At 63.9% G+C, this 18710-nt stretch carries 15 protein-coding genes; 9 read left to right on the top strand and 6 right to left on the bottom strand.

What is annotated here, in order from left to right; translation table 11 throughout:
- The first annotated feature begins 12 nt into the window (after positions 1-12).
- The 9 genes from J2X44_RS14510 to J2X44_RS14470 all read left to right on the top strand — a co-directional run bounded on the left by J2X44_RS14510 (position 13) and on the right by J2X44_RS14470 (position 11297).
- Complete coding sequence (locus J2X44_RS14510; protein ID WP_310085483.1) at positions 13-1401, top strand: FAD-binding oxidoreductase; 1389 nt, start codon at positions 13-15, stop codon at positions 1399-1401.
- Positions 1398-2099, top strand: a complete 702-nt coding sequence (locus J2X44_RS14505) for a glutathione S-transferase family protein (protein ID WP_310085480.1) — start codon at positions 1398-1400, stop codon at positions 2097-2099. Before J2X44_RS14510 ends, J2X44_RS14505 begins: the two co-directional genes overlap by 4 nt.
- Positions 2092-5586 (top strand): indolepyruvate ferredoxin oxidoreductase family protein, encoded by a 3495-nt coding sequence (locus tag J2X44_RS14500; RefSeq protein ID WP_310085477.1) that lies wholly within the window; start codon positions 2092-2094, stop codon positions 5584-5586. Before J2X44_RS14505 ends, J2X44_RS14500 begins: the two co-directional genes overlap by 8 nt.
- A 16-nt stretch (positions 5587-5602) precedes the next feature.
- Positions 5603-7018, top strand: a complete 1416-nt coding sequence (locus J2X44_RS14495) for an aldehyde dehydrogenase family protein (RefSeq protein ID WP_310085474.1) — start codon at positions 5603-5605, stop codon at positions 7016-7018.
- Positions 7015-7791 carry an SDR family oxidoreductase gene (locus J2X44_RS14490; protein WP_310085471.1) on the top strand — a complete coding sequence of 259 codons (777 nt, stop codon included), beginning with the start codon at positions 7015-7017 and terminating at the stop codon, positions 7789-7791. Before J2X44_RS14495 ends, J2X44_RS14490 begins: the two co-directional genes overlap by 4 nt.
- Positions 7779-8510 carry an EthD domain-containing protein gene (locus J2X44_RS14485; protein WP_310085469.1) on the top strand — a complete coding sequence of 244 codons (732 nt, stop codon included), beginning with the start codon at positions 7779-7781 and terminating at the stop codon, positions 8508-8510. Before J2X44_RS14490 ends, J2X44_RS14485 begins: the two co-directional genes overlap by 13 nt.
- Positions 8507-9748 carry an MFS transporter gene (locus tag J2X44_RS14480; RefSeq protein WP_310085466.1) on the top strand — a complete coding sequence of 414 codons (1242 nt, stop codon included), beginning with the start codon at positions 8507-8509 and terminating at the stop codon, positions 9746-9748. Before J2X44_RS14485 ends, J2X44_RS14480 begins: the two co-directional genes overlap by 4 nt.
- 49 nt (positions 9749-9797) lie before the next feature.
- On the top strand, positions 9798-10133 hold the full coding sequence (locus J2X44_RS14475; protein WP_310087072.1) for a multidrug efflux SMR transporter: 336 nt from the start codon (positions 9798-9800) through the stop codon (positions 10131-10133).
- Between the two features lie 336 nt (positions 10134-10469).
- Positions 10470-11297, top strand: coding sequence for an FCD domain-containing protein (locus J2X44_RS14470; protein ID WP_310085463.1), 828 nt, complete (start codon positions 10470-10472; stop codon positions 11295-11297).
- On the opposite strand, the gene J2X44_RS14465 is transcribed toward J2X44_RS14470, so the two are convergent.
- The 6 genes from J2X44_RS14465 to J2X44_RS14440 all read right to left on the bottom strand — a co-directional run bounded on the left by J2X44_RS14465 (position 11298) and on the right by J2X44_RS14440 (position 18710).
- Positions 11298-13253 (bottom strand): cellulase family glycosylhydrolase, encoded by a 1956-nt coding sequence (locus tag J2X44_RS14465; RefSeq protein ID WP_310085460.1) that lies wholly within the window; start codon positions 13251-13253, stop codon positions 11298-11300.
- On the bottom strand, positions 13250-14122 hold the full coding sequence (locus J2X44_RS14460) for a phytanoyl-CoA dioxygenase family protein (protein WP_310085457.1): 873 nt from the start codon (positions 14120-14122) through the stop codon (positions 13250-13252). The genes J2X44_RS14465 and J2X44_RS14460 overlap by 4 nt, the downstream gene beginning before the upstream one ends.
- Positions 14119-14937 carry a phytanoyl-CoA dioxygenase family protein gene (locus J2X44_RS14455; RefSeq protein ID WP_310085455.1) on the bottom strand — a complete coding sequence of 273 codons (819 nt, stop codon included), beginning with the start codon at positions 14935-14937 and terminating at the stop codon, positions 14119-14121. Before J2X44_RS14455 ends, J2X44_RS14460 begins: the two co-directional genes overlap by 4 nt.
- A complete protein-coding gene (locus J2X44_RS14450; RefSeq protein WP_310085452.1) occupies positions 14934-15737 on the bottom strand; it encodes a phytanoyl-CoA dioxygenase family protein in 804 nt (267 codons plus the stop codon). Before J2X44_RS14450 ends, J2X44_RS14455 begins: the two co-directional genes overlap by 4 nt.
- A gap of 79 nt (positions 15738-15816) precedes the next feature.
- Positions 15817-17193 (bottom strand): MFS transporter, encoded by a 1377-nt coding sequence (locus tag J2X44_RS14445; protein WP_310085449.1) that lies wholly within the window; start codon positions 17191-17193, stop codon positions 15817-15819.
- The gene (locus tag J2X44_RS14440; RefSeq protein ID WP_310085447.1) at positions 17190-18710 is read right to left on the bottom strand and encodes a carboxylesterase family protein; all 1521 of its coding nucleotides are present in this window, start codon (positions 18708-18710) and stop codon (positions 17190-17192) included. Before J2X44_RS14440 ends, J2X44_RS14445 begins: the two co-directional genes overlap by 4 nt.

The raw sequence follows: 18710 nt of genomic DNA, 5'->3' as shown, positions 1-18710 counted from the left end.
GCGGCACCCGCCTTGCGAGCCGATCTCCGGCTGCTGGACACGCTGCGCGCCATCGTTGGCGAAGGTGGCGTGCTGACTGGCGATGCCGTCTCGTCGCGCTATCCCGGATATTTCATGGACCGGATCGAAGCGGACGCAATCCTTCGGCCGCGAACGACCTCCGAAGTCGCCGCGATCCTCAAGGCCTGCAATGACGCGGGTCAGCCGGTCGTAGTGCAAGGCGGCATGTCGGGCTGGGTCCGGGCGACCCAGACGAAGCCGGGCGAAATCATTCTCTCCATGGAACGCATGGCGGAGATTGAAGCCATCGACCCCGTCAATCGCACCGCGACGGTCCAGGCCGGCGTCGTCCTCGACACGCTGGAGACTGCGTTAGAGGGGCACGGTCTGACCTTTCCGCTCGATCTCGGCGGGCGCGGGTCGTGCCAGCTCGGTGGAAATGCATCGACCAATGCCGGCGGCATGCGCGTTATCCGCTACGGGATGATGCGCGAGCAGGTGCTTGGCGTCGAAGCAGTGCTTGCCGACGGCCGGATCATCTCGTCGCTCAACCAGATGATCAAGAACAACACGGGCTATGATCTGAAGCAGCTCTTTATCGGCTCCGAGGGCACGCTTGGCGTCATCACGCGACTCGTGCTTCGCCTTCGTGAGCGCCCGTCGAGCTCGAACACCGCCATCGTCTGCGCTTCGGATTTCGACCAGATGGTCAATCTGCTGAGATTCGTCGACCAGAGCTTCGGAGGGCTATTGAGCGCGTTCGAGCTCATCGACAACAGCTTCTACCGGGTCAACACCGGCGCCGGCAAACATGCACCGCCGCTTCCCTCCGATCAGCCCTATTACGCCATCATCGAGATGCTCGGATCGCAACAGGAGCGCGACACCGAGCTGTTCGAGACCGTTCTTGGTGAAGCGGGCGAACGCGGCTATTTTGACGATGCGGTCCTCGCCCGCTCGGAAGCGCAGCGCCAGCAGATTTGGGAAATCCGCGAGGATCTCGAGCATGTCGTGCGCGAGTTCCAGCCCTTCTATGCCTTCGATGTCTCGCTTCCGGTCGGCGATATGCAGGACTATATCGCGGCGGTAACCGCGATGCTTAAAAATCGCTGGCCAGCTGGCAAGATCGCCTTCCTCGGCCATATGGGCGACGGCAATCTCCATATCGCGATCGGCGCGGGCGGCGAAGGCGACCGGCACGGCGTCGAGGCGTGCGTTTACGAGCCGTTGCGCCCGATCAGCGGATCGATCTCGGCCGAACACGGGATCGGTCTTGAGAAAAAGCCGTGGCTCGACGTCTCGCGGTCGGAGGCTGAGCGCGGCCTGATGGCAGAAATCAAACGTCTTCTCGACCCCGGCAATATCCTCAACCCCGGCAAGGTCCTGGACCTGCATCCATGACCGGCGTGCGCCTCCTCGGCTATCCGGTGAGCAATTATGTGAACATCGTGCGAGCCGCGCTCCTGGAGAAGGACGTGCCGTTCGAGTTCGTTCCTACGCGCTCCTCGCAGGAGGCGGAGTTCCTTGCGATAAGCCCGCTCGGCAAGATCCCGGTGCTGGAGACAGGGGAGGGGCGTCTCAGCGAGACCGTCGCGATCCTCGACTATCTGGACGACGCATTTCCCGATTTGCCGCTCCGACCGGAACCGCCGTTTGCGCGCGCTCGGGCGCGGCAGACGATCAATATCATCCAGCTATATGTTGAGGCGCAGGTGCGTCAGCTTTTCGCCGGCGTATTCATGGGCGGTGCGAACCTGCCTTCGACCGAGCTGGCGGTGCGAGCGATGCTCGATCGCGCGACGGCTGCCCTGTCGCAGCTTCTCGTACCCAGGCCATTTATTCTCGGGCATCGCCCCGGGCAGGCCGATCTGTTCGCTTATTATAACCTCGACATCGCCGACCGTGTGACGCGCTTCATATATGGTCGCTCGATCATCGAAGAGATCGGCGGGCTCGACGATTGGCTGGCCGCGATGCGTGCGCGTCCGAGCAGCTGCGTCGTCATCGCCGAGTTCGAAACAAGTTTCAGAGCGTATCTGGCGGACCATGGCGCCGCCTATCGCCCGGATGAAACACAAAGGCCCTTTTCCCATGCGTGACGTCAAACTGACCGACAAATATACGATCGACGAGGGCACCGTGCTGATGACCGGCACGCACGCCCTCGTGCGCCTGCCGATGCTCCAGAAGGAACGGGACACGCGCGCCGGCCTCGACACCGGCGGCTTCATCTCGGGTTATCGCGGCTCGCCGCTCGGCAGCTACGATCTGGAGCTGTGGCGGGCCAAGGATCTTCTCGAGAGCATGGACGTCATGTTCCAGCCCGGCGTTAACGAGGATCTCGCGGCGACCGCGGTATGGGGAACGCAAATGCTTGCCGGCATCCCCGATGCGACCAAGGATGGCGTCTTCGCGCTCTGGTACGGCAAAGGCCCAGGCGTCGACCGATCGGGCGACCCGTTCAAGCATGGCAATATGGCGGGCTCCCACCCCAATGGAGGCGTGCTGATCGTGGCCGGTGACGACCATAGTGGGAAGTCCTCGACGGTCGCGCACCAAAGCGAAGTGGCCCTGATGCACGCGGGCATGCCTATCCTCGCGCCTTCAGATGTTCAGGACGTGCTCGAATTCGGCCTGCTGGGCTGGGCGATGTCGCGCTACACCGGGCTCTTCACCGGTTTCAAGATGTGCAACGAGGTGCTCGAGCAGACGATGACCGTCGAGCTGCCGCGCCCCGACAATGGTCCGGTGCTGCCCGAACGCGGCGCCGCACCCGCCAATGGCTTTCACAATTTCCCGACCCATCTCGACCGCGTCCAGTCGGAGATCGTGGCCAAGCGCTTCCGCTGGCCGCTCGTCGAGAAATTCGTTCGCGCGAACGGCATTGACCGGGTGCTCATCGATACGGGCATGCGCAAGCTGGGGATTGTCGCGACCGGCAAGGCGGTCCAGGATGCGCGGCAGGCGCTGAAGCTGCTCGGCCTCGACGATGTGGATGCGGCAGCGCTCGGCATTTCGCTCTACCAGCTCGGCTGCATGTATCCCGTCGAGCGCGAGGGGCTCGCCGAATTCGCCGCTGGTCAGGCCGAACTCCTGTTCATTGAGGAAAAAGACGGGCTGACCGAGGCGCAAGCGAAGGCGATCCTCTATGGCCGGCCCGGCGCGCCGGCGATCGTCGGCAAGAGCGACGAGACGGGCGCGTTCATGATCCCGAGCGACGAACAGCTCGATCCGCTCCAGCTGGCGCTCGTCATCGCCGAGCGACTGCGGCGGCTCGGAAGCGAGCCGCCCGCGATCGCCGAGCGTGTTGCTGCGCTTCGGACCGCGATGACCAAGGTTGCGAGTCAGAAGCCCGGCGACGCGGTGCGCGCACCCTATTTCTGCTCGGGCTGCCCGCACAATAGTAGCACCCGCTTTCCCGACGGCAGCCTCGCCGGCGGCGGGATCGGATGTCATGCGATGGCGATGTATTCGGGTCCCGAGATGCTGCCCAACACCCAGATGGGCGGCGAGGGGGCGCATTGGTACAGCCTCGCTTATTTCACCAAGACACCGCACATCTTCCAGAATATCGGCGACGGCACCTATTATCATTCGGGCCTGCTGGCGATCCGCGGCGCGGTCGCGGCCAAGGTCAACATGACGTACAAGATCCTGTTCAACGATGCGGTCGCAATGACCGGCGGGCAGCCGGTCGATGGTCCGCTGACCCCCGGCGACGTCACGCGGCAGGTGCTCGCCGAAGGTGTCGAGCGCTGCATCGTCGTCACCGACCGCCCCGATCTCTACGACGCGAACAGCGGCCTCGGCGACGGCGTGACCGTTCATCACCGTGACGAGCTCGATGCGCTGCAGCGCGAGCTTCGCGAGGTGAAGGGCGTCACCGTTATCGTCTATGAGCAGACCTGCGCCGCCGAAAAGCGACGCCGCCGCAAGCGCGGTAAATTTCCCGATCCGGCGAAGCGCATGTTCATCAACAGCGCTGTGTGCGAAGGCTGCGGCGATTGTTCGGTTCAGTCGAATTGCGTCAGCGTCTGGCCGAAGGAAACCGAGCTTGGCCGCAAGCGCCAGATCGACCAGTCGAATTGCAACAAGGATTATAGCTGCGTCAAAGGCTTCTGCCCGAGCTTCATCACCGTGCTCGATGCCGAACCGCGCAAGCCCAAGGTCTCGGCGCTCGCTGGCGAAGCGCAGACCGATCTTCCCGAACCTCCGCTGGCTGCGCTCGCGGACGGCGCGTTCAACATCATGGTTTCCGGAATCGGCGGCACCGGGGTCGTGACGATCGGTGCGCTGCTCGGGATGGCCGCTCATCTCGAAGGGCTTGCCTGCTCGGTGTTCGACATGACGGGGCTCAGCCAGAAGAATGGCGCAGTTTACAGCCATGTGCGTATCGCCGCGGCGGTGGGCGACCTTGCGGCGCAGAAGCTCGGCACCGGCGAAGCCGATCTCGCGCTCGCTTTCGATGCCGTCGCGGCGCTGGCCAAGGAGCCGGTGGTCACCCTGTCGAACGCGCGAACGACGACCGTCGTCAATGCGCGCATCACGCCGACGCCGGCTTTCCAGCGCAACCCCGACCTCGTGCTCGACCAGAGTCTGATCGTCGGGCGGCTGCAGAAGCTGTCGGCCGCGCTGCACGGCGTCGACGCGACGGGCCTGGGGCTGGCGCTGTTCGGCGATACGATCGCCGCCAATCTCTTCATGCTGGGCTATGCGTCGCAGCTCGGCTTGCTTCCCGTGTCGCCGGCGTCGATCGCGCGCGCGGTCGAGATCAATGGCGTCGCGACTGCCTTCAACCAGTCGGCGTTTGCGCTCGGACGCCTCCTCGTCATCGACCCGGCCAAGGTCGACGAGGCGGCCGCCGCGACACGGACCGCACCCGAGTTCAAGCCGCTCACCGATCTGGGCGATATCATCGAGCACCGCACGCGCTTGCTCACGGCCTATCAGGACGCGGCCTATGCCGCGCGCTACCGCGCGCTGGTTGACGACGTCGCGGCCACCGAGCAGCGGATCCTGCCCGGCAGCACGTCGCTCGCGGTCATGGTCGCGCGCAATTTTGCCAAGCTCATGGCCTATAAGGATGAGTATGAGGTCGCGCGCCTGCATGCCGACCCCGCGTTCCGGCAAGAGCTCGCGGCCTCTTTCGAGGATGGCGCGAAGCTGCGCTACAATCTCGCGCCGCCGATTTTCTCGAAGCGCGATCCCCAGACCGGCCATTTGCTGAAACGCGAGTTCGGTCCGTGGGTCGGCACGCTGTTTCCGCTGCTCGCCAAGGGCAAAAGGCTGCGCGGCACCGCGTTCGATCCTTTCGGCTACACCGCCGAGCGCAAGATGGAGCGCGCGCTGATCGACGAATATGAAACACGGCTGCGGGACATGGCTGGGTCGCTTACCGCGGCCAATCACAAATTTGCGGTCGAGGCGGCCAGTCTGCCCGCCCAGATTCGTGGGTATGGCCATGTGAAAGAGGCGTCGATCGATCGCGTACGCGGACTTGAGACAAGCGTTGTTGAGCGGTTCCGCAACGCGGCAGCGGCTCCCGAAACGAACAATGATGATAATCGGGTGGCTCTGACCGCCTGAGATTGAGGAGAGTGACATGGTCCGGATGCTGATTGGCGGAGAACTTGTGCAGGGGAGCCGGATGCTCGACGTCGTCGATCCCTGCACCGGCGCCGCTTTCACCCAGGTTCCCGACGCGGATGCGGCCGACGTTGACAGCGCCGTGGCGGCCGCGAAGGCGGCCTATCCCGCCTGGCGCGAGCTTGCGCCATCGGCTCGCGGCGATGTCCTTCGCGCGATGGCCGCGAAAATCGCGGAAAATGCAGATGAGCTTTGCGCGTTGCTGGTCCGGGAAACGGGTCGGCCGATGGGGCTCGCGCAGTTCGAAATCCTCCATCTCGCAACCAGCTATATTGGCTATTATGCCGGCCTCGAGGTCGAGCCCGAACTGATCGTCGAGGACGACACCCGGCGGGTCGAGCTTCACCGAAAGTCGCTCGGTGTCGTTGGCGCGATCGTCCCCTGGAACGCTCCAATCTATATCGCCTGCAGCAAGATCGGACCGGCGCTCGCCGCCGGAAACACGATCGTTGTCAAGACAGCGCCGACAACGCCGCTCACGACGCTTCGCCTCGGCGAACTCTGGGCGGAGGTCGTGCCGGCGGGCGTCGTCAACATCCTGTCGGGCGGAAATGATGCGGGCGCGCTGCTTGTTGCGCATGAGGATGTTGCCAAGATCAGCTTCACCGGATCGACCGAAACCGGGCGCAAAATCATGGCGGCGGCGGCGACGACGTTGAAGCGTGTGACGCTGGAGCTTGGCGGAAACGACGCCGCCATCGTGTTGCCCGACGCCGACATCGCCGCCGTCGCACCGGCGGTTTTCGCCTTCGCCTTCTTCAATTCCGGGCAAGTATGCGCCGTCATCAAGCGGCTCTATGTCCACGACAGCATCTATGACGAGATGTGCGACGCAATTGCAGCCCTGGCCCGCGGCGCAAAGGTCGCGCCGGGCAGCGATGCAAGCGCCGAGTTCGGGCCCGTGCAGAACAAGGCCCAGTATGAAAAGGTGCTGCATTATCTTGGCGAGGCCAAGGCGGCGGGGAAGATCATCGCCGGCGGGGATGCCGCGGATGGTGCAGGCTATTTCGTACCGCTGACCGTGGTCCGCGACGTATCGGACGGAGCGGCGATCGTCGACGAGGAGCCGTTCGGCCCGATCTTGCCGATCATCCGCTACAGCGATGTCGACGATGCCGTGGCGCGTGCCAATGCGTCGCCCTTCGCGCTCGGTGGATCAGTGTGGGGCAGCGATGTCGAGGCGGCGGCGAAGGTCGCCGCGCGGCTCGAGAGTGGCAGTGTCTGGGTCAACCAGCATTGCGCGCTCGATCCGCAAGTGCCCTTTCCCGCCAACAAGCAGTCGGGCTTCGGCGTCGAGGGAGGGGTCGAAGGCCTCTACCCCTATCTCGCGCTGCAGACTATCAATGTGGCAAAGCCGGTATCCGCGGCATGACCGGCCTCTTCGACCTTGCTGGCAAGACCGCCGTGGTCACCGGGGGCGCCAAGGGTGTCGGTGCGATGATCAGCCGATCGCTCGTCGCGGCCGGCGCGCGGGTGCTGATCATTGCTCGTGCGGGCCCGGAGAATCTGGCGTTTGCTGAGTCGCTCAACGGCAAGGGCAAGTGCCAGTTGCTAGGGCATGATCTCGCGACCAGCGAAGGCGTCGCAGGGGCGGCGGCAGATGTGGCCAGCTTGGCCTCCGAGGTGCATATTCTGGTCAACAATGCCGGCACCTTCACGGCGGCAGCGATCGACGAAATCACCCCCGAGCAATGGGATCGCGAACTGGCCGTCAACCTACGCACGCCTTTCTTTCTTGTGCAGGGTCTGCTTCCGCAGTTGACAGCGGCTTCTCGCGACGGCGATCCGGCCCGCGTGATCAACATTGGTTCGATCGCGGCGCTCTGGGCGAAGAGCAGCAGTGCCTATGCCTACAGCGCGGCCAAGGGCGGGCTGCATCAGCTCACGCGCGCACTGGCATCGGACCTGACCCGTAAAGGGATCAACGTGAACGCGATCGCGCCCGGCTTTTTCCCGAGCGACATGACCGACGGGTTCTTTACCGCCGTGCCGGGACTGAAGGAGCAGATGATAGAGGGAATTCCGGCCGGCCGACTCGGGAGCGAAGCCGATATCGGCGGGACTGTCGTGTACCTTGCGTCGGCGGCGGGATCCTATGTCTCGGGAGCGATTATCCCGGTCGAGGGCGCTTTATGGTCGGCATAAGCACTGTTGCGCTGATCGAGCGGCGCACCGATATCAGCCGCTCGCTCTTCACCCGTTACTGGCGCGACGTCCATGGAGTGATGGCAGCAAGGATTCCGGGGTTCGACAGCTATACGCAGTATCACGTGACCCCGCTCGATGCGGCCTCCGATCCCTTCGAGGGGATCGCGATCGTGACCTATCGCTCGGAGGAGGACCGGGCCGGCCTCATCCACAGCGAGGTGACCCAGCATATCCACCGCGACGAGCAGAATGTCTTCCGCCGCGCACTCCTCTACAACCTGGCCGAGGGCGCTTCGCGGACGCTTGTCGACAACGACACCGCGGCGGGGCAGGTGATGTTCCTTGTCGTCGAGGCGGGCACCGATTTCGGCACACTCGTCGCAACGCTCGGCGATGCGCCGCTCTACCTGGCCGCCTATGATTTGACGGGCGGCGATCCGTCGGGCTGGAACCAGACCGACACCGGCGGCCGGGTTTTCGGATCGCTGGTCCACGGCATCTGGCCCGATCGCGCAAGTGCGGTCGCCATCGCGGAAACGCTGCCCGCCGCTGCTTATCTGCTCGACGAACGCCATGTGATGGTCGCGAATGGCAAGCCCACGCCGGTCGGGCTGCGCGGGCTCGATGCGGTGCGGACGATCGAGGAGGCGGGGGCCGACAATCAGCTGAGCGACGCGGTGGTCCAGGCGGTTTACGGGTTTTCGGCTGTCCCATGAGCCTGCCGGGCGAGTTCGGCGGCAAATCCTTCCTGCTTGCCAGCGCCGCAATCGGACTGTCGGCCGGAATGACCGCGACGCTCTTCTACAGCCTCGGCAGTTTCATTCCGTCGTTGCAGGCCGAGTTCGGCTGGAGCCGCGGCGACATATCGCTCGCGGTGACGCTGATGACGCTTGCGGTCTTCGTCTCGGGCGCCACCGCAGGTCGGCTATGCGACCGCTACGGCGCAGCGAATGTCGGTGCGACCAGTCTGGTCGCTTATGCGTTGGGCGTGATCCTGCTTGTCGCGACAGCCGGCAGCATCGAACTGTTCTGGGCGCTTTACGCCGTGATTGCATTGCTCGGGGTAGGGTCCACGCCGATCGTTCTCATCCGGCCCATTGCTGCGGCATTCGAACGACAGCGCGGACTGGCACTCGGGATTGCGCTCACGGGCGCGGGGCTGGCGGGCTTCTGGGTTCCGCAGCTGGTGACAATGGTGACCGAAACGGCCGGTTGGCGCGCGGCCTATCTGGCGCTTGCCGGAATAGCGATCGCCACCGCGCCGATCGTCTGGTTCGGCTTCCGAAGCGTGCCGCAAGGGCGAAAGGCGCCAGCGACCGCCGCGCCCATGGCCGGCATGACCGCCGCCGCGGCGCGAAAGACCGGGCGGTTCTGGCTGCTCACCGTCATCTCCTTTGCGATGGCCGCCGGACTGGGCGGGGTCGTTGTTCATCTTGTGCCGCTCTTCCGCGATCTCGGCGCCGGCCCCTTGGCGGCGGCCGGCACGGCCTCCCTCGTCGGACTGTCGAGCGTCGTAGGCAGGCTCGGCATTGGCCTGCTCCTCGACCGCTATCCGGCTGCACTCGTCTCGCTCGCCGTGCTCGCGCTTGCCGCACTGGGGATCGGCCTTCTGCTCCTCGATGGGCTCGCGATGGGCGCCGTCGCGGCCATATTGCTTGGGATGGCGGCGGGCGCCGAAATCGACTTGCTCGCCTATCTGACCGCGCTCCACTTCGGGCAGCGGCAATATGGCGCAATCTATGGGTGGCAATATAGCGTCTTCGCGCTTGGCTATGGTCTGAGTCCCTTTGCACTGGGGCTGATGCGTGACGCCAATGGCGATTATGATCTCGCGCTGACGGTCAGCGCTGCGCTGGTGGGCGGCGCTGCACTGTTGATGCTGGGCCTCCGCGAAGCGGCTCGACCTGCAAGCGATTGTACCGCGGCGTTGCCCATGTCATCAGACGCTGAATGAGGCTCAATATCGGACATCGGGCATATTTCTTGCGAAAGTCGGCGCTTTGATATCGCTCGGCGGCCCCGGCTGGTTGGCGCTCGCGATAATCTGCGAAGTCCTGGCGACCTCTTTCCTCAAAATGGCGGACGGCTTCACGCGCCCCCTTCCTTCGGTGGTCGTCATCGTCGGATACGGCCTCGCCTTCTATTGCCTGTCCATGGCGCTCCGCACCATACCAGTCGGCGTCGCTTATGCGATCTGGTGCGGGATTGGGATTGTACTCGTCACGGCGATCGCTTGGGTCGTCTATGGTCAAAAGCTCGACGCGTGGGCGCTTTCCGCGATTGGCCTGATCCTGGTCGGTACATTGATGCTCAACATGCGCACGCCCGTCGGAAGCTAGAGCAAATTTGCTGTCGGTTCTTTATCGCGATCGCCGTTAGCAGCGACCCGCTTGAGATTATCCGCGCCACGGCCATCGGCGATGCGATTCCCCGTTGGTCTGCAACGACCTCGATGTCCTTAGATTCTATTGAGTGAGTTATATTCGCCGGAGCGAACCGGCACTGCCTGTTGTCGCGTTCGCTAAATCATACTCCAAGGTTACGACAATCGTGTGTTTTGCTTTAACATGGGCGCGTCGCAATTTGTCGCGCTGGAAGCCCAAAAAAGGCGGCAGCTATTACCCAAATAGCACCCAATTGCGGAATGTCCGCAATCGGCCAGAACCCCATCTTGAATGGCCTTGCGGCGCTGGACATCGATTGGATTGCGCTTATGGAATGTTGTCGTGACGACCAATATTCCATCGATTTCTACCTTTTCGGATAAAGATGTATCGGGTCCATTTGATCCGGTGCAGAATCCTTCGAAGGCAGCGGCATTCTGGTTGCGGCGTGATATCGTGCGCGGTGTTTTTGAACCGCATGAACGGTTGAAGGTCGAGCATCTCGTCCAATTCTATGGCGTCGGGCACAGCCCGATCCGCGAAGCTATTCTGCTGATGTCCGAAAGCGGCCTCGTCGTTCACGAGCATCAGAAGGGCTATCGCGTCGCACCGGTCTCGCTCGCCGACTATGACGATGTGCTGGCGGTCTATCAGCGACTCTATAAGCTGGCGATCGAGATGGCGATCGACCTTGCCGACGATGAATGGGAAGAGCGCGTCGTCGTCCAGCTCCACCGCGCGTCTAAGGCAAAGGTCGTCGAGCCTGATGGCGAACCCGAAGCGCGCGAGCAGTGGCAGCGAGCTTATTGGGAGTTTCACGGCGCGCTCGTGTCGGGCTGCCGCTCGCCGCTGCTCATGCAGCTTCTCGGCGACATCGGTTTCCGGCTGGAGCGATATGTCAACCTGTTCGCCGAGCCGAGCGAGGGGCGTCGTAGCGCCGACGGCGAGGTGCTTGGCATGCATCGCGCGATCGTCGACGCGCTGGTTGCGCGTGACAAGGGCAGGGCGGTTGCGGTGATCGACGATTATTTCGCGGCCAGTCAGCCGGTGCGTAATGCCATCAAGGAGCGGCTGCGTAGCAGTTTGACCGCGAAGCGCGGGCGCAAGCACGCCGATTGATCACACCGCGGGAAGAATCTCTACTGACATGGCTCCGCCGACTGTCGCGCGGATGCGCGCGCGCTGACCGGCTTGGTCGAGATCGATGTCGGCCGGTATTCCCTCGCAGCGCAGAACGAAGCCGTCCGGATAATGGACTAGCGGCACATAGATTTCGGTCGCGCCGCCGATGCTGCCGTCGACATCGATTTCCGCTGCGAAGCGGCGTGTGACGCGGTTGAAGCCGACGTTGCAGATGCGTCCCTGCGCGCGCCGGACATAGGGGCGGCTGAAGCCCGCAACGGCGCGGCCACCGTCGCCGGGCTCGCCGGTGCCGAGGCGCTGATCGGTGGACCAGATCGACAGGTCCTCCTGGTTCCAGCCGTCACCGATGCGCAGATCGTTGCGGTTCGACGCGGTATAATTCCACTGGGTCGAATGGAGGCCGAGCGCGTCCATTGCGTCGTACATCGAGGTTAGAGCGGCCTCATGTTGCTCCCAGACATCGCGTTCGCCCGCGGCCCAGCGGTCATAGGCATCGCCATCGTCGAGGTCATAGGGAATTCCGAATTCGCCGATCAGCGTCGGCGCTCCCCCGCCCGGAAAGGCTGTGCTTTCCAAGGCGAAACCGCCAAGTTGTCGCTGGTAGCGCGCGCTGATGGCGTCGAGCGAGGTTTCGGCGCGGCCGGTCGCCGCGTCGCGGTGGTTCGTGGGATCGAAGCGTTTGAGGTAGAGCATTCCCATATCGTACCAATGGCTCGCATTGACGGTGCGGTGGGGTAGGTCGGTGGGGAAACGGCGGCCCGCCAGATGCGCAAAGACATCCATTTCGGCAAAGATCGACCAGCCGGGCTGATGCGCGCGGATGGTTTCCGCTACCTGGTGAAAGAAGGGGCGATAGACGTCGTCGGTGGGATCGATCGCGGCGAGGATGTCGTCCCCTGTTGCAACCGCGACGCCGTCCTCAATTCGGTAGCGGCCTGCGGTTTCAAAGGGGCAGGGAACGCCCTCCCGCCAGATCGACACGCCATTTGGGTTGAAGACCTTAGTCGTCGTCGGCACCGCCGCACCCGCCACGTCGCGCGTTAGAACAGGGACCTCGACAGGCAATCCGCGCGCCATTGCAATGGCATCGAGCGGCGCGAGTGCGGGTCCGATGCGCGGCCGTTCGGGGTTGGCGTCCGACGGCGCGAGATGGCGATAGGCGATCGGCTGACCGACCCAGCCGAGGCTCGGTTCATTCAATGTGTCGAAGCCGATGACATGCGGCATGTTAGCGAGCCGTCGTGCGACCTGGCTCATCGCACCCAGATAATGATCCTGCAGATAATCCTGCACGTTGATGCCGTCGATCAGGAAGTCGGGCGTGACCGTCCGACCGGCCCAAAATAGCGTCCACATGATGCCGTTCGCCGGCAGTCGATAGTTCGATCCCCAGCTCATCTGCGGATAGGCGGCCTGCAGCTTTTCGGGCGAGGCATAATCGTAGCGCGCCTGCATGACATGCGCGGCGCCGGCGGCATTGAATTTGGTGAAGTCGAGCCCTACCGCCTCGAACGTCCATCCCGGCGCGCCATCGCCGCCCGACATGCGGCTCCACACGTCTTGGTGGAAATCGACGAAGAGGCTGAGACCATGCTCGCCCGCCTTGCGCGCGACTTCGGCGAAATAGTCGAGATAAGCCTCGTCGTAGAGGCCCGGTCCGGCGTGCTCGACCGCCTCCCACGTCGTTAGCAGCCGCAGCGTATTGAAACCCCAATGCGCGATGCGGCCCAGGTGAGCGTCGGCCTCGGCGAGCGGGAAGGGGCGGCCGACGAAGGAGACCGTGCGATGATCGGCGAAGTCGCTGTAGACGTCGGTGCCTTGCCCCGGCGGCACCTTGCAGTCGCCGCCCAGATTGACCCCGCGGAGCATCACCTGCCCGCCATGCGCGTCGACGAAATGCGCGCCTTGCTGGCGGATCGGCAGCTTCGTCACGCGCGCTTCGGGATGATGCCGAGCCGCTCGGCGCGCTCGCGCCACTCGAGACCGGTCGCTTCGGGCCACGGTTCGGGTTCGGGAATACGGCCCCCCTCCAGCGGCCAGGTGATTGGTGTCGCGCGGCCGTCGATCACGGCGCCATCGGCAATCGCATCACGGTCGACCGACGGGTGGGGACGCGGCCCACCGCGATGCGACCCGTCGGCGAAATAGATCGCGGTATAGACGCGCCGCGTCTGATCGGATCGGTTCGCCTTCGCCATATGGGTCGTATAGCCATTGTGAAAGATCACGTCGCCGGGTTCGCATTCGACGAATACCGGCGGCGTGTCCGCATATTTGTCGACCAGCCGTTTGCCATCGCCCGGCGTCCCGAAGATGTCGACATATTCGGCGTCGCCGCGGTGCGAGCCGGGGACATAGCCCATGCAGCCCATGGCGGCGTCGACCTTCATCAGCGGGATCCACGCGGTGGCGGTATCGCGCTCGACGATCGGCCAATAGGGCTGGTCCTGATGCGCCTCGGTCTCGCGCCCGCCGGCTTCCTTGTAGAGCGCCTGATCGTGCCACAGCCGCACGCGCTTCGCGCCGAGCAGCGCCGCGGTGACTTCGCCGACCGCTGGGTGGAAGGTGAGGGGGCGGACGCCCGGAAAATCCTCCCAGATATATTGGCACTGGAGGAAGCTTTGTTCATAGGGCGATTTCTCGTCCAAGGTCCGCGTGTCGCCCGCCTTGCGCGTCGCAACCGCATCGTCGACCGCGGCGGCATAGACGGCGAGATCGTCTGCCGGAATCACGCCGGGGACATGGACGAAGCCATCCCGCCGAAATGCGTCGGCATAGGCCGCGAGCTGATCGGGGGTCATGGCCGCTTTCCGTTGGTCAGGATCGGGAACTGGCGATCGGGGTCGGTCTGCGGCACGCGCTCGCCCTCCTTCGTCCACGCTTCGGCGCCATCGGGGGCATATTGCAGGATATAGGCCTTGCGCACCGTCCCTTCTTTCAGGTTGGGGCCGGTGCGGTGCGGGGCGAGCGAGGAGAAGATGATGATATCGCCGCGGCTGGCGGGTGCGGGCACCGCATTCTCGGCTTCATTGAGGCATTTGAGGCCGATCGGGGTCACCCAATGATCGAGCGTGCCGAGCTTGTGCAGCCCTGGCGCGATCCACGGGCAGCCATTCTCGACATCGACGTCGACGAGCGGAATCCAGAAGGTGAGATATTGCTGCGGCTCGATGAAGGTGTAGCCATTGTCTTGGTGCCAGGGAAATTCCTGCGGCTTTCCCGATTTCTTGTACACCGACTGGTCCCAATAGAGCCGCACGTCGGGGCCGATCAGGTCGTGGCACACCTCGGCAATCACCTCATGTGCGGCGAATGATTTCAGGATCGGCGATTTCTTGACGATATGGCCGGTGAAGGTGATCGCATCGGCCGACGATATACCCTCGCGCCCTTCCTCCTTGGCGCGGATCGCAAGCTCATGCTGGTGCTCGAGCGGATCGATCGCGGCCTCGACGGTATCGAGCTCGGCATCGGTGAAGGCGCCGCGCAGGATGAAATAGCCTTGCTCGTCGAACTGCTTCTTCTGCTCTGGAGTCACGCGACGCAGCCCCGTGTCGGGTGCGTCGGTCCAGGTGAAATCCTTGTTCTGCGGATGGATGCGATAGGGGGCGTTCATGCAGCCTCGACCTTCTTGCGGCGGATCGGGATCCAGCGGTTGACGGGAGCGAGCGAGGCGGCGGCCTCGTCGTTGATCGGCAGAGTGCCGGTGCGGCCATAATGATAAACCATCGCGGCGCGGCGCTCGTTGGCGACATTGTCGGTCGACATGTGCATCAAAAAGCTGTGGAAGAAGAGCATGTCACCGGGTTCCATCAGTGCAGGCTCGCGCGCGCTGTCGTCTTCGCTGACGATCTCGGTATAGGCGCGGTTCGCGGCGGGGCGGCGGTCGGGAACATGGTCGTGGATCGGCCCCCTGTGCGATCCCGGCAGCACCCACAGGCAGCCGTTTTCGCGTGTCGCGCGGCTGAGCGCGAGCCACACGCCGACCTGCGGTTGGCGGTCGAAGCGGAAATAATAGCTGTCCTGATGCCAAGGCTGGCCGATGACGCCAGGGTTCTTGAAGATGAACTGGCTTTGGAAACAGTCGATATCGGGTCCGAGAAGGCCTTCGACGATGTTGGCCACCGCATCGCTCTCGGCGATATGTCGCGTCATGCCCTCGGTGTGGCAGTTGAAGACCTTGGCGATGCGGTCCTCGGGGTTCGCCGCAGTGGGGCTCGGCTCCTTCTCGGGAAAAATCGCATAGTCGGGACCCGCCTGATAGATCGCCTCGCCCGGATGTTGCTCGGGTGGATAGGCGCGGATGCGAGCGATGACCTCGTCCTCGACCGCCTTCGCCTGCGCCGGGTCGATGAGACCGCGCATCACGAAAAATCCCTGCTCGTTCCAGGCTTTCAGCCGCGTTTCGGCATCCATGACGCTCTCCTCTGGGAGTCGCTATAAAATATCTAATTATGCCAATAAAGTCATTTTTAGATCTATTTTAGGGACGATCTCATTCTGCTGCGGTGGGCGCGGTGTTTCCCGCGCCGCGTTTGTGCGCCAATTCCTCCACGATCGCTTCGTGGGTGCCCTTGCGGATCGGATAGAAGAGCATCGCGATCCCGCCGAGGACGAAGCCGAGGCCGGGCAGCCAGATCATGATGTCCTTGATCCCGGCGATTGTTTCGGGCGTCTGCTGCGCATTGGCAACATAGCCGGCGCGTTCGAGCAGCCAGCCGAACACCCCCGCGCCAACCCCCAGAGCGACCTTCAGGAAGAACTGGAACAGGCCGAAGATGAAGCTCTCGGTGCGCTGTCCGGTCTTCCATTCGCCATATTCGACGGTGTCGGGCAGCATCGACCAGAAGGTGAGCGCAAGGCCAAGCGTGCCGAGGCTCCAGACGAGCAGCCAGATCGTCATCATCAGCGGCGTGTTGAAATCGAAGACTGCGAAGATCGTCAGCAGCACCATGCCGATCGCGGTCCCCGTGAACCAGGCGTTGCGTTTGCCGATATATTTGGTGATCCACACCCACATCGGAATTGCCACCAGTCCTGCCGCCGACATACCGATCAGCGCGGTACGCGACGCGGGTTCGTCTTCCAGCACATATTTGAAATAATAGAGCACCGATTTGCCGAGCGCGACCGAGCAGACGAAGGCGGCAACGGTCGCGGCGATCAGCGCCCAGAAGGCGGTGTTGGGCGCGAGCGCGCGCCAGTATCCGCGGATGTCGAGCTTCGTTTCGTTCGCGTCGGTCTCGGGCGGTTCCTTGGTGATGCAAAAGACGATCGGATAGATCGCCGTCGCGATCACAGCAAAGGCCGCCGCCGCCCAGGTAAAGCCGGTCGTCGCGCTGCTGCCGCCGAAGCGCGTGACCAGCGGGAAGGTGAAATAGATGATGGTGAGCGCCGCCAGCACACCGAAGATCATCCGCCAGCCGGCGATTGTCGACCGTTCGTCGCTATTGTCGGTCAGCCGCGCGTTGAGCGAGGTGTAGGGGATGGTGACGACGGTATAGGCGGTTCGGAAGACAACATGGGTGAACAGCATCCACAGCACCAGCGCCGTCCCCTCGAAAAAGGGCGGGCGCCAATAGAGTAACACGAAGGACAGGCCGAGCGGCACGCACCCGAAGAGAATATAAGGCCGATAGCGCCCCCACCGGCTGCGCGTGCGATCGGCGATCGACCCCATGAACGGATCCTGCAGCGCGTCGATGATCGAGGCGACCATATAGATGAGGCCCGCGGTTCCAGCGGGGATGCCGACCGCGTCGGTGTAGAAGAAGAGCAGGAAGATCGAGACGCTCTGCCAATAGATGTTGCTGGCATAGTCGCCGAGCGTGAAGCCGATCTTCTTGGCGGTGCTCAGCCGGTGCTGGGTCATGGGGCGCTTTTCTCCCTGGCGCGGCGGATGGTCGCGGCGCGTTCGATTGCATCAAGGCCGTCGGCGTCGCGTTGCTGCGCGACCGTCGCCGATCCGTCCCGGATCAGCAGCAGATTGTCGAAGCGGCCGAGCTGCGGCCAGTCGGGCAAGTCGCGACCGTTCGGATGGCCGTGCTTTGCGAAATTGGTCCAGTAATCGCCCATCAACTTCGATGCCGCGCGGTCCGATGCGCCAGCGGTCGCGGACAGATTGCCGAACAGATAGGCAAGTTCGGAGGCGTGGGCGGCGCCCTTGCGCTTGCCGTGGTCGGATTCGGCGACATGGTCGAAGACATAGAGCCAGGCAGGGGCGCCCCGCGCCTGCATCATCCTGGCAAAGCCGCGCGCGGCCTCGGTGAAGTAATAATGGTCGACCAGTTTGGCGGGTAGCGGATCGCCATAGGCTTTCGTCAGTTCGGCGAGGGCCGCGGCATCATTCTGGCTTTTGAGATAGTCGATCATCACAGGCGCGAACGGTTCTTCGCTGAGTTCGGCACCCGTCGACCCGATCAGGAAGGGGATTTTCGGCACCGTACCCGCTGCGAAACGCTCGACCGGGTCGGCGAGCACGCTCTTGCCGTCGATCACCGGGCCGGTGAAGCGGTCGGCTTGCAGATCCCAGAAGGCAAGCTGGCCCTGCACCGCGTCGGCGGACAGAGCGCGCAGCGCCGCCGCATCGGGATCGGCGAGCCCTGCCTTGACGGCGAAGGCGAGGCCGGCTTTCTCGGCCGATATGCGCGCGGGGCGGTCGCTCGCCCGCCGCGCATAAGGCTCGCGATTGGCGCCCGACATCACGATCGCCTTGCGGAACAGACCCTGCGCCAGCGGCGACGACATCAGGAAATCGACCGCCGCGCCGCCCGCGGATTCGCCGAAGATGGTGACATTGCCGGGATCGCCGCCGAAAGCCTCGGCATTGGTTTGTACCCATTGGAGTGCGGCGATCATGTCGAGGAAGGCGAAATTGGCGTCGGGATTTCCGCGCGCTTCGACGGTCAGCGCGGGATGCGCGAAAAATCCGAACCGTCCCAGCCGATAGTTGAAATTGACGACCACCACGCCGCGGCGCGCGAGGTTCGCGCCGTCGACCGTCGGCGATGCCGCCGATCCGGCAACAAAGGCGCCGCCATGGATATAGACCATCACCGGCAGCTTACGCGCCTTTGCCGGGCGCCAGATGTTGAGGAACAGGCAATCCTCACTCGTCGGCTGGTTCGACGGGGTGGCATCGCCGTCGAATCGGACCTGCGGGCAGTCGGCGCCGAAGGCGGCGGCGGGCCGGACGCCGGACCAGACGGGCGCGGGGGCGGGCGGGCGCCAGCGCTGTTCGCCGACCGGCGGGGCGACATAGGGTATGCCTGCAAAGCCTTCGACACCGTCCTTCGCGCGGCCTTCCAGCGTCCCGGCGGGCGCTTCGACGACTACAGGCTCGCCGGCGAGCGATCGTGCGAGCAGAGGCTGCGTTGTGAGAGCGGTCAA

Origin of the sequence: Sphingopyxis sp. BE259 (genome assembly GCF_031457495.1) — a bacterium.
In the GTDB taxonomy this organism is placed as follows: Bacteria; Pseudomonadota; Alphaproteobacteria; order Sphingomonadales; family Sphingomonadaceae; genus Sphingopyxis.
The sequence above is the reverse complement of the archived record's forward strand: the minus strand, read 5'-3'. Positions and strand labels throughout refer to the sequence as shown.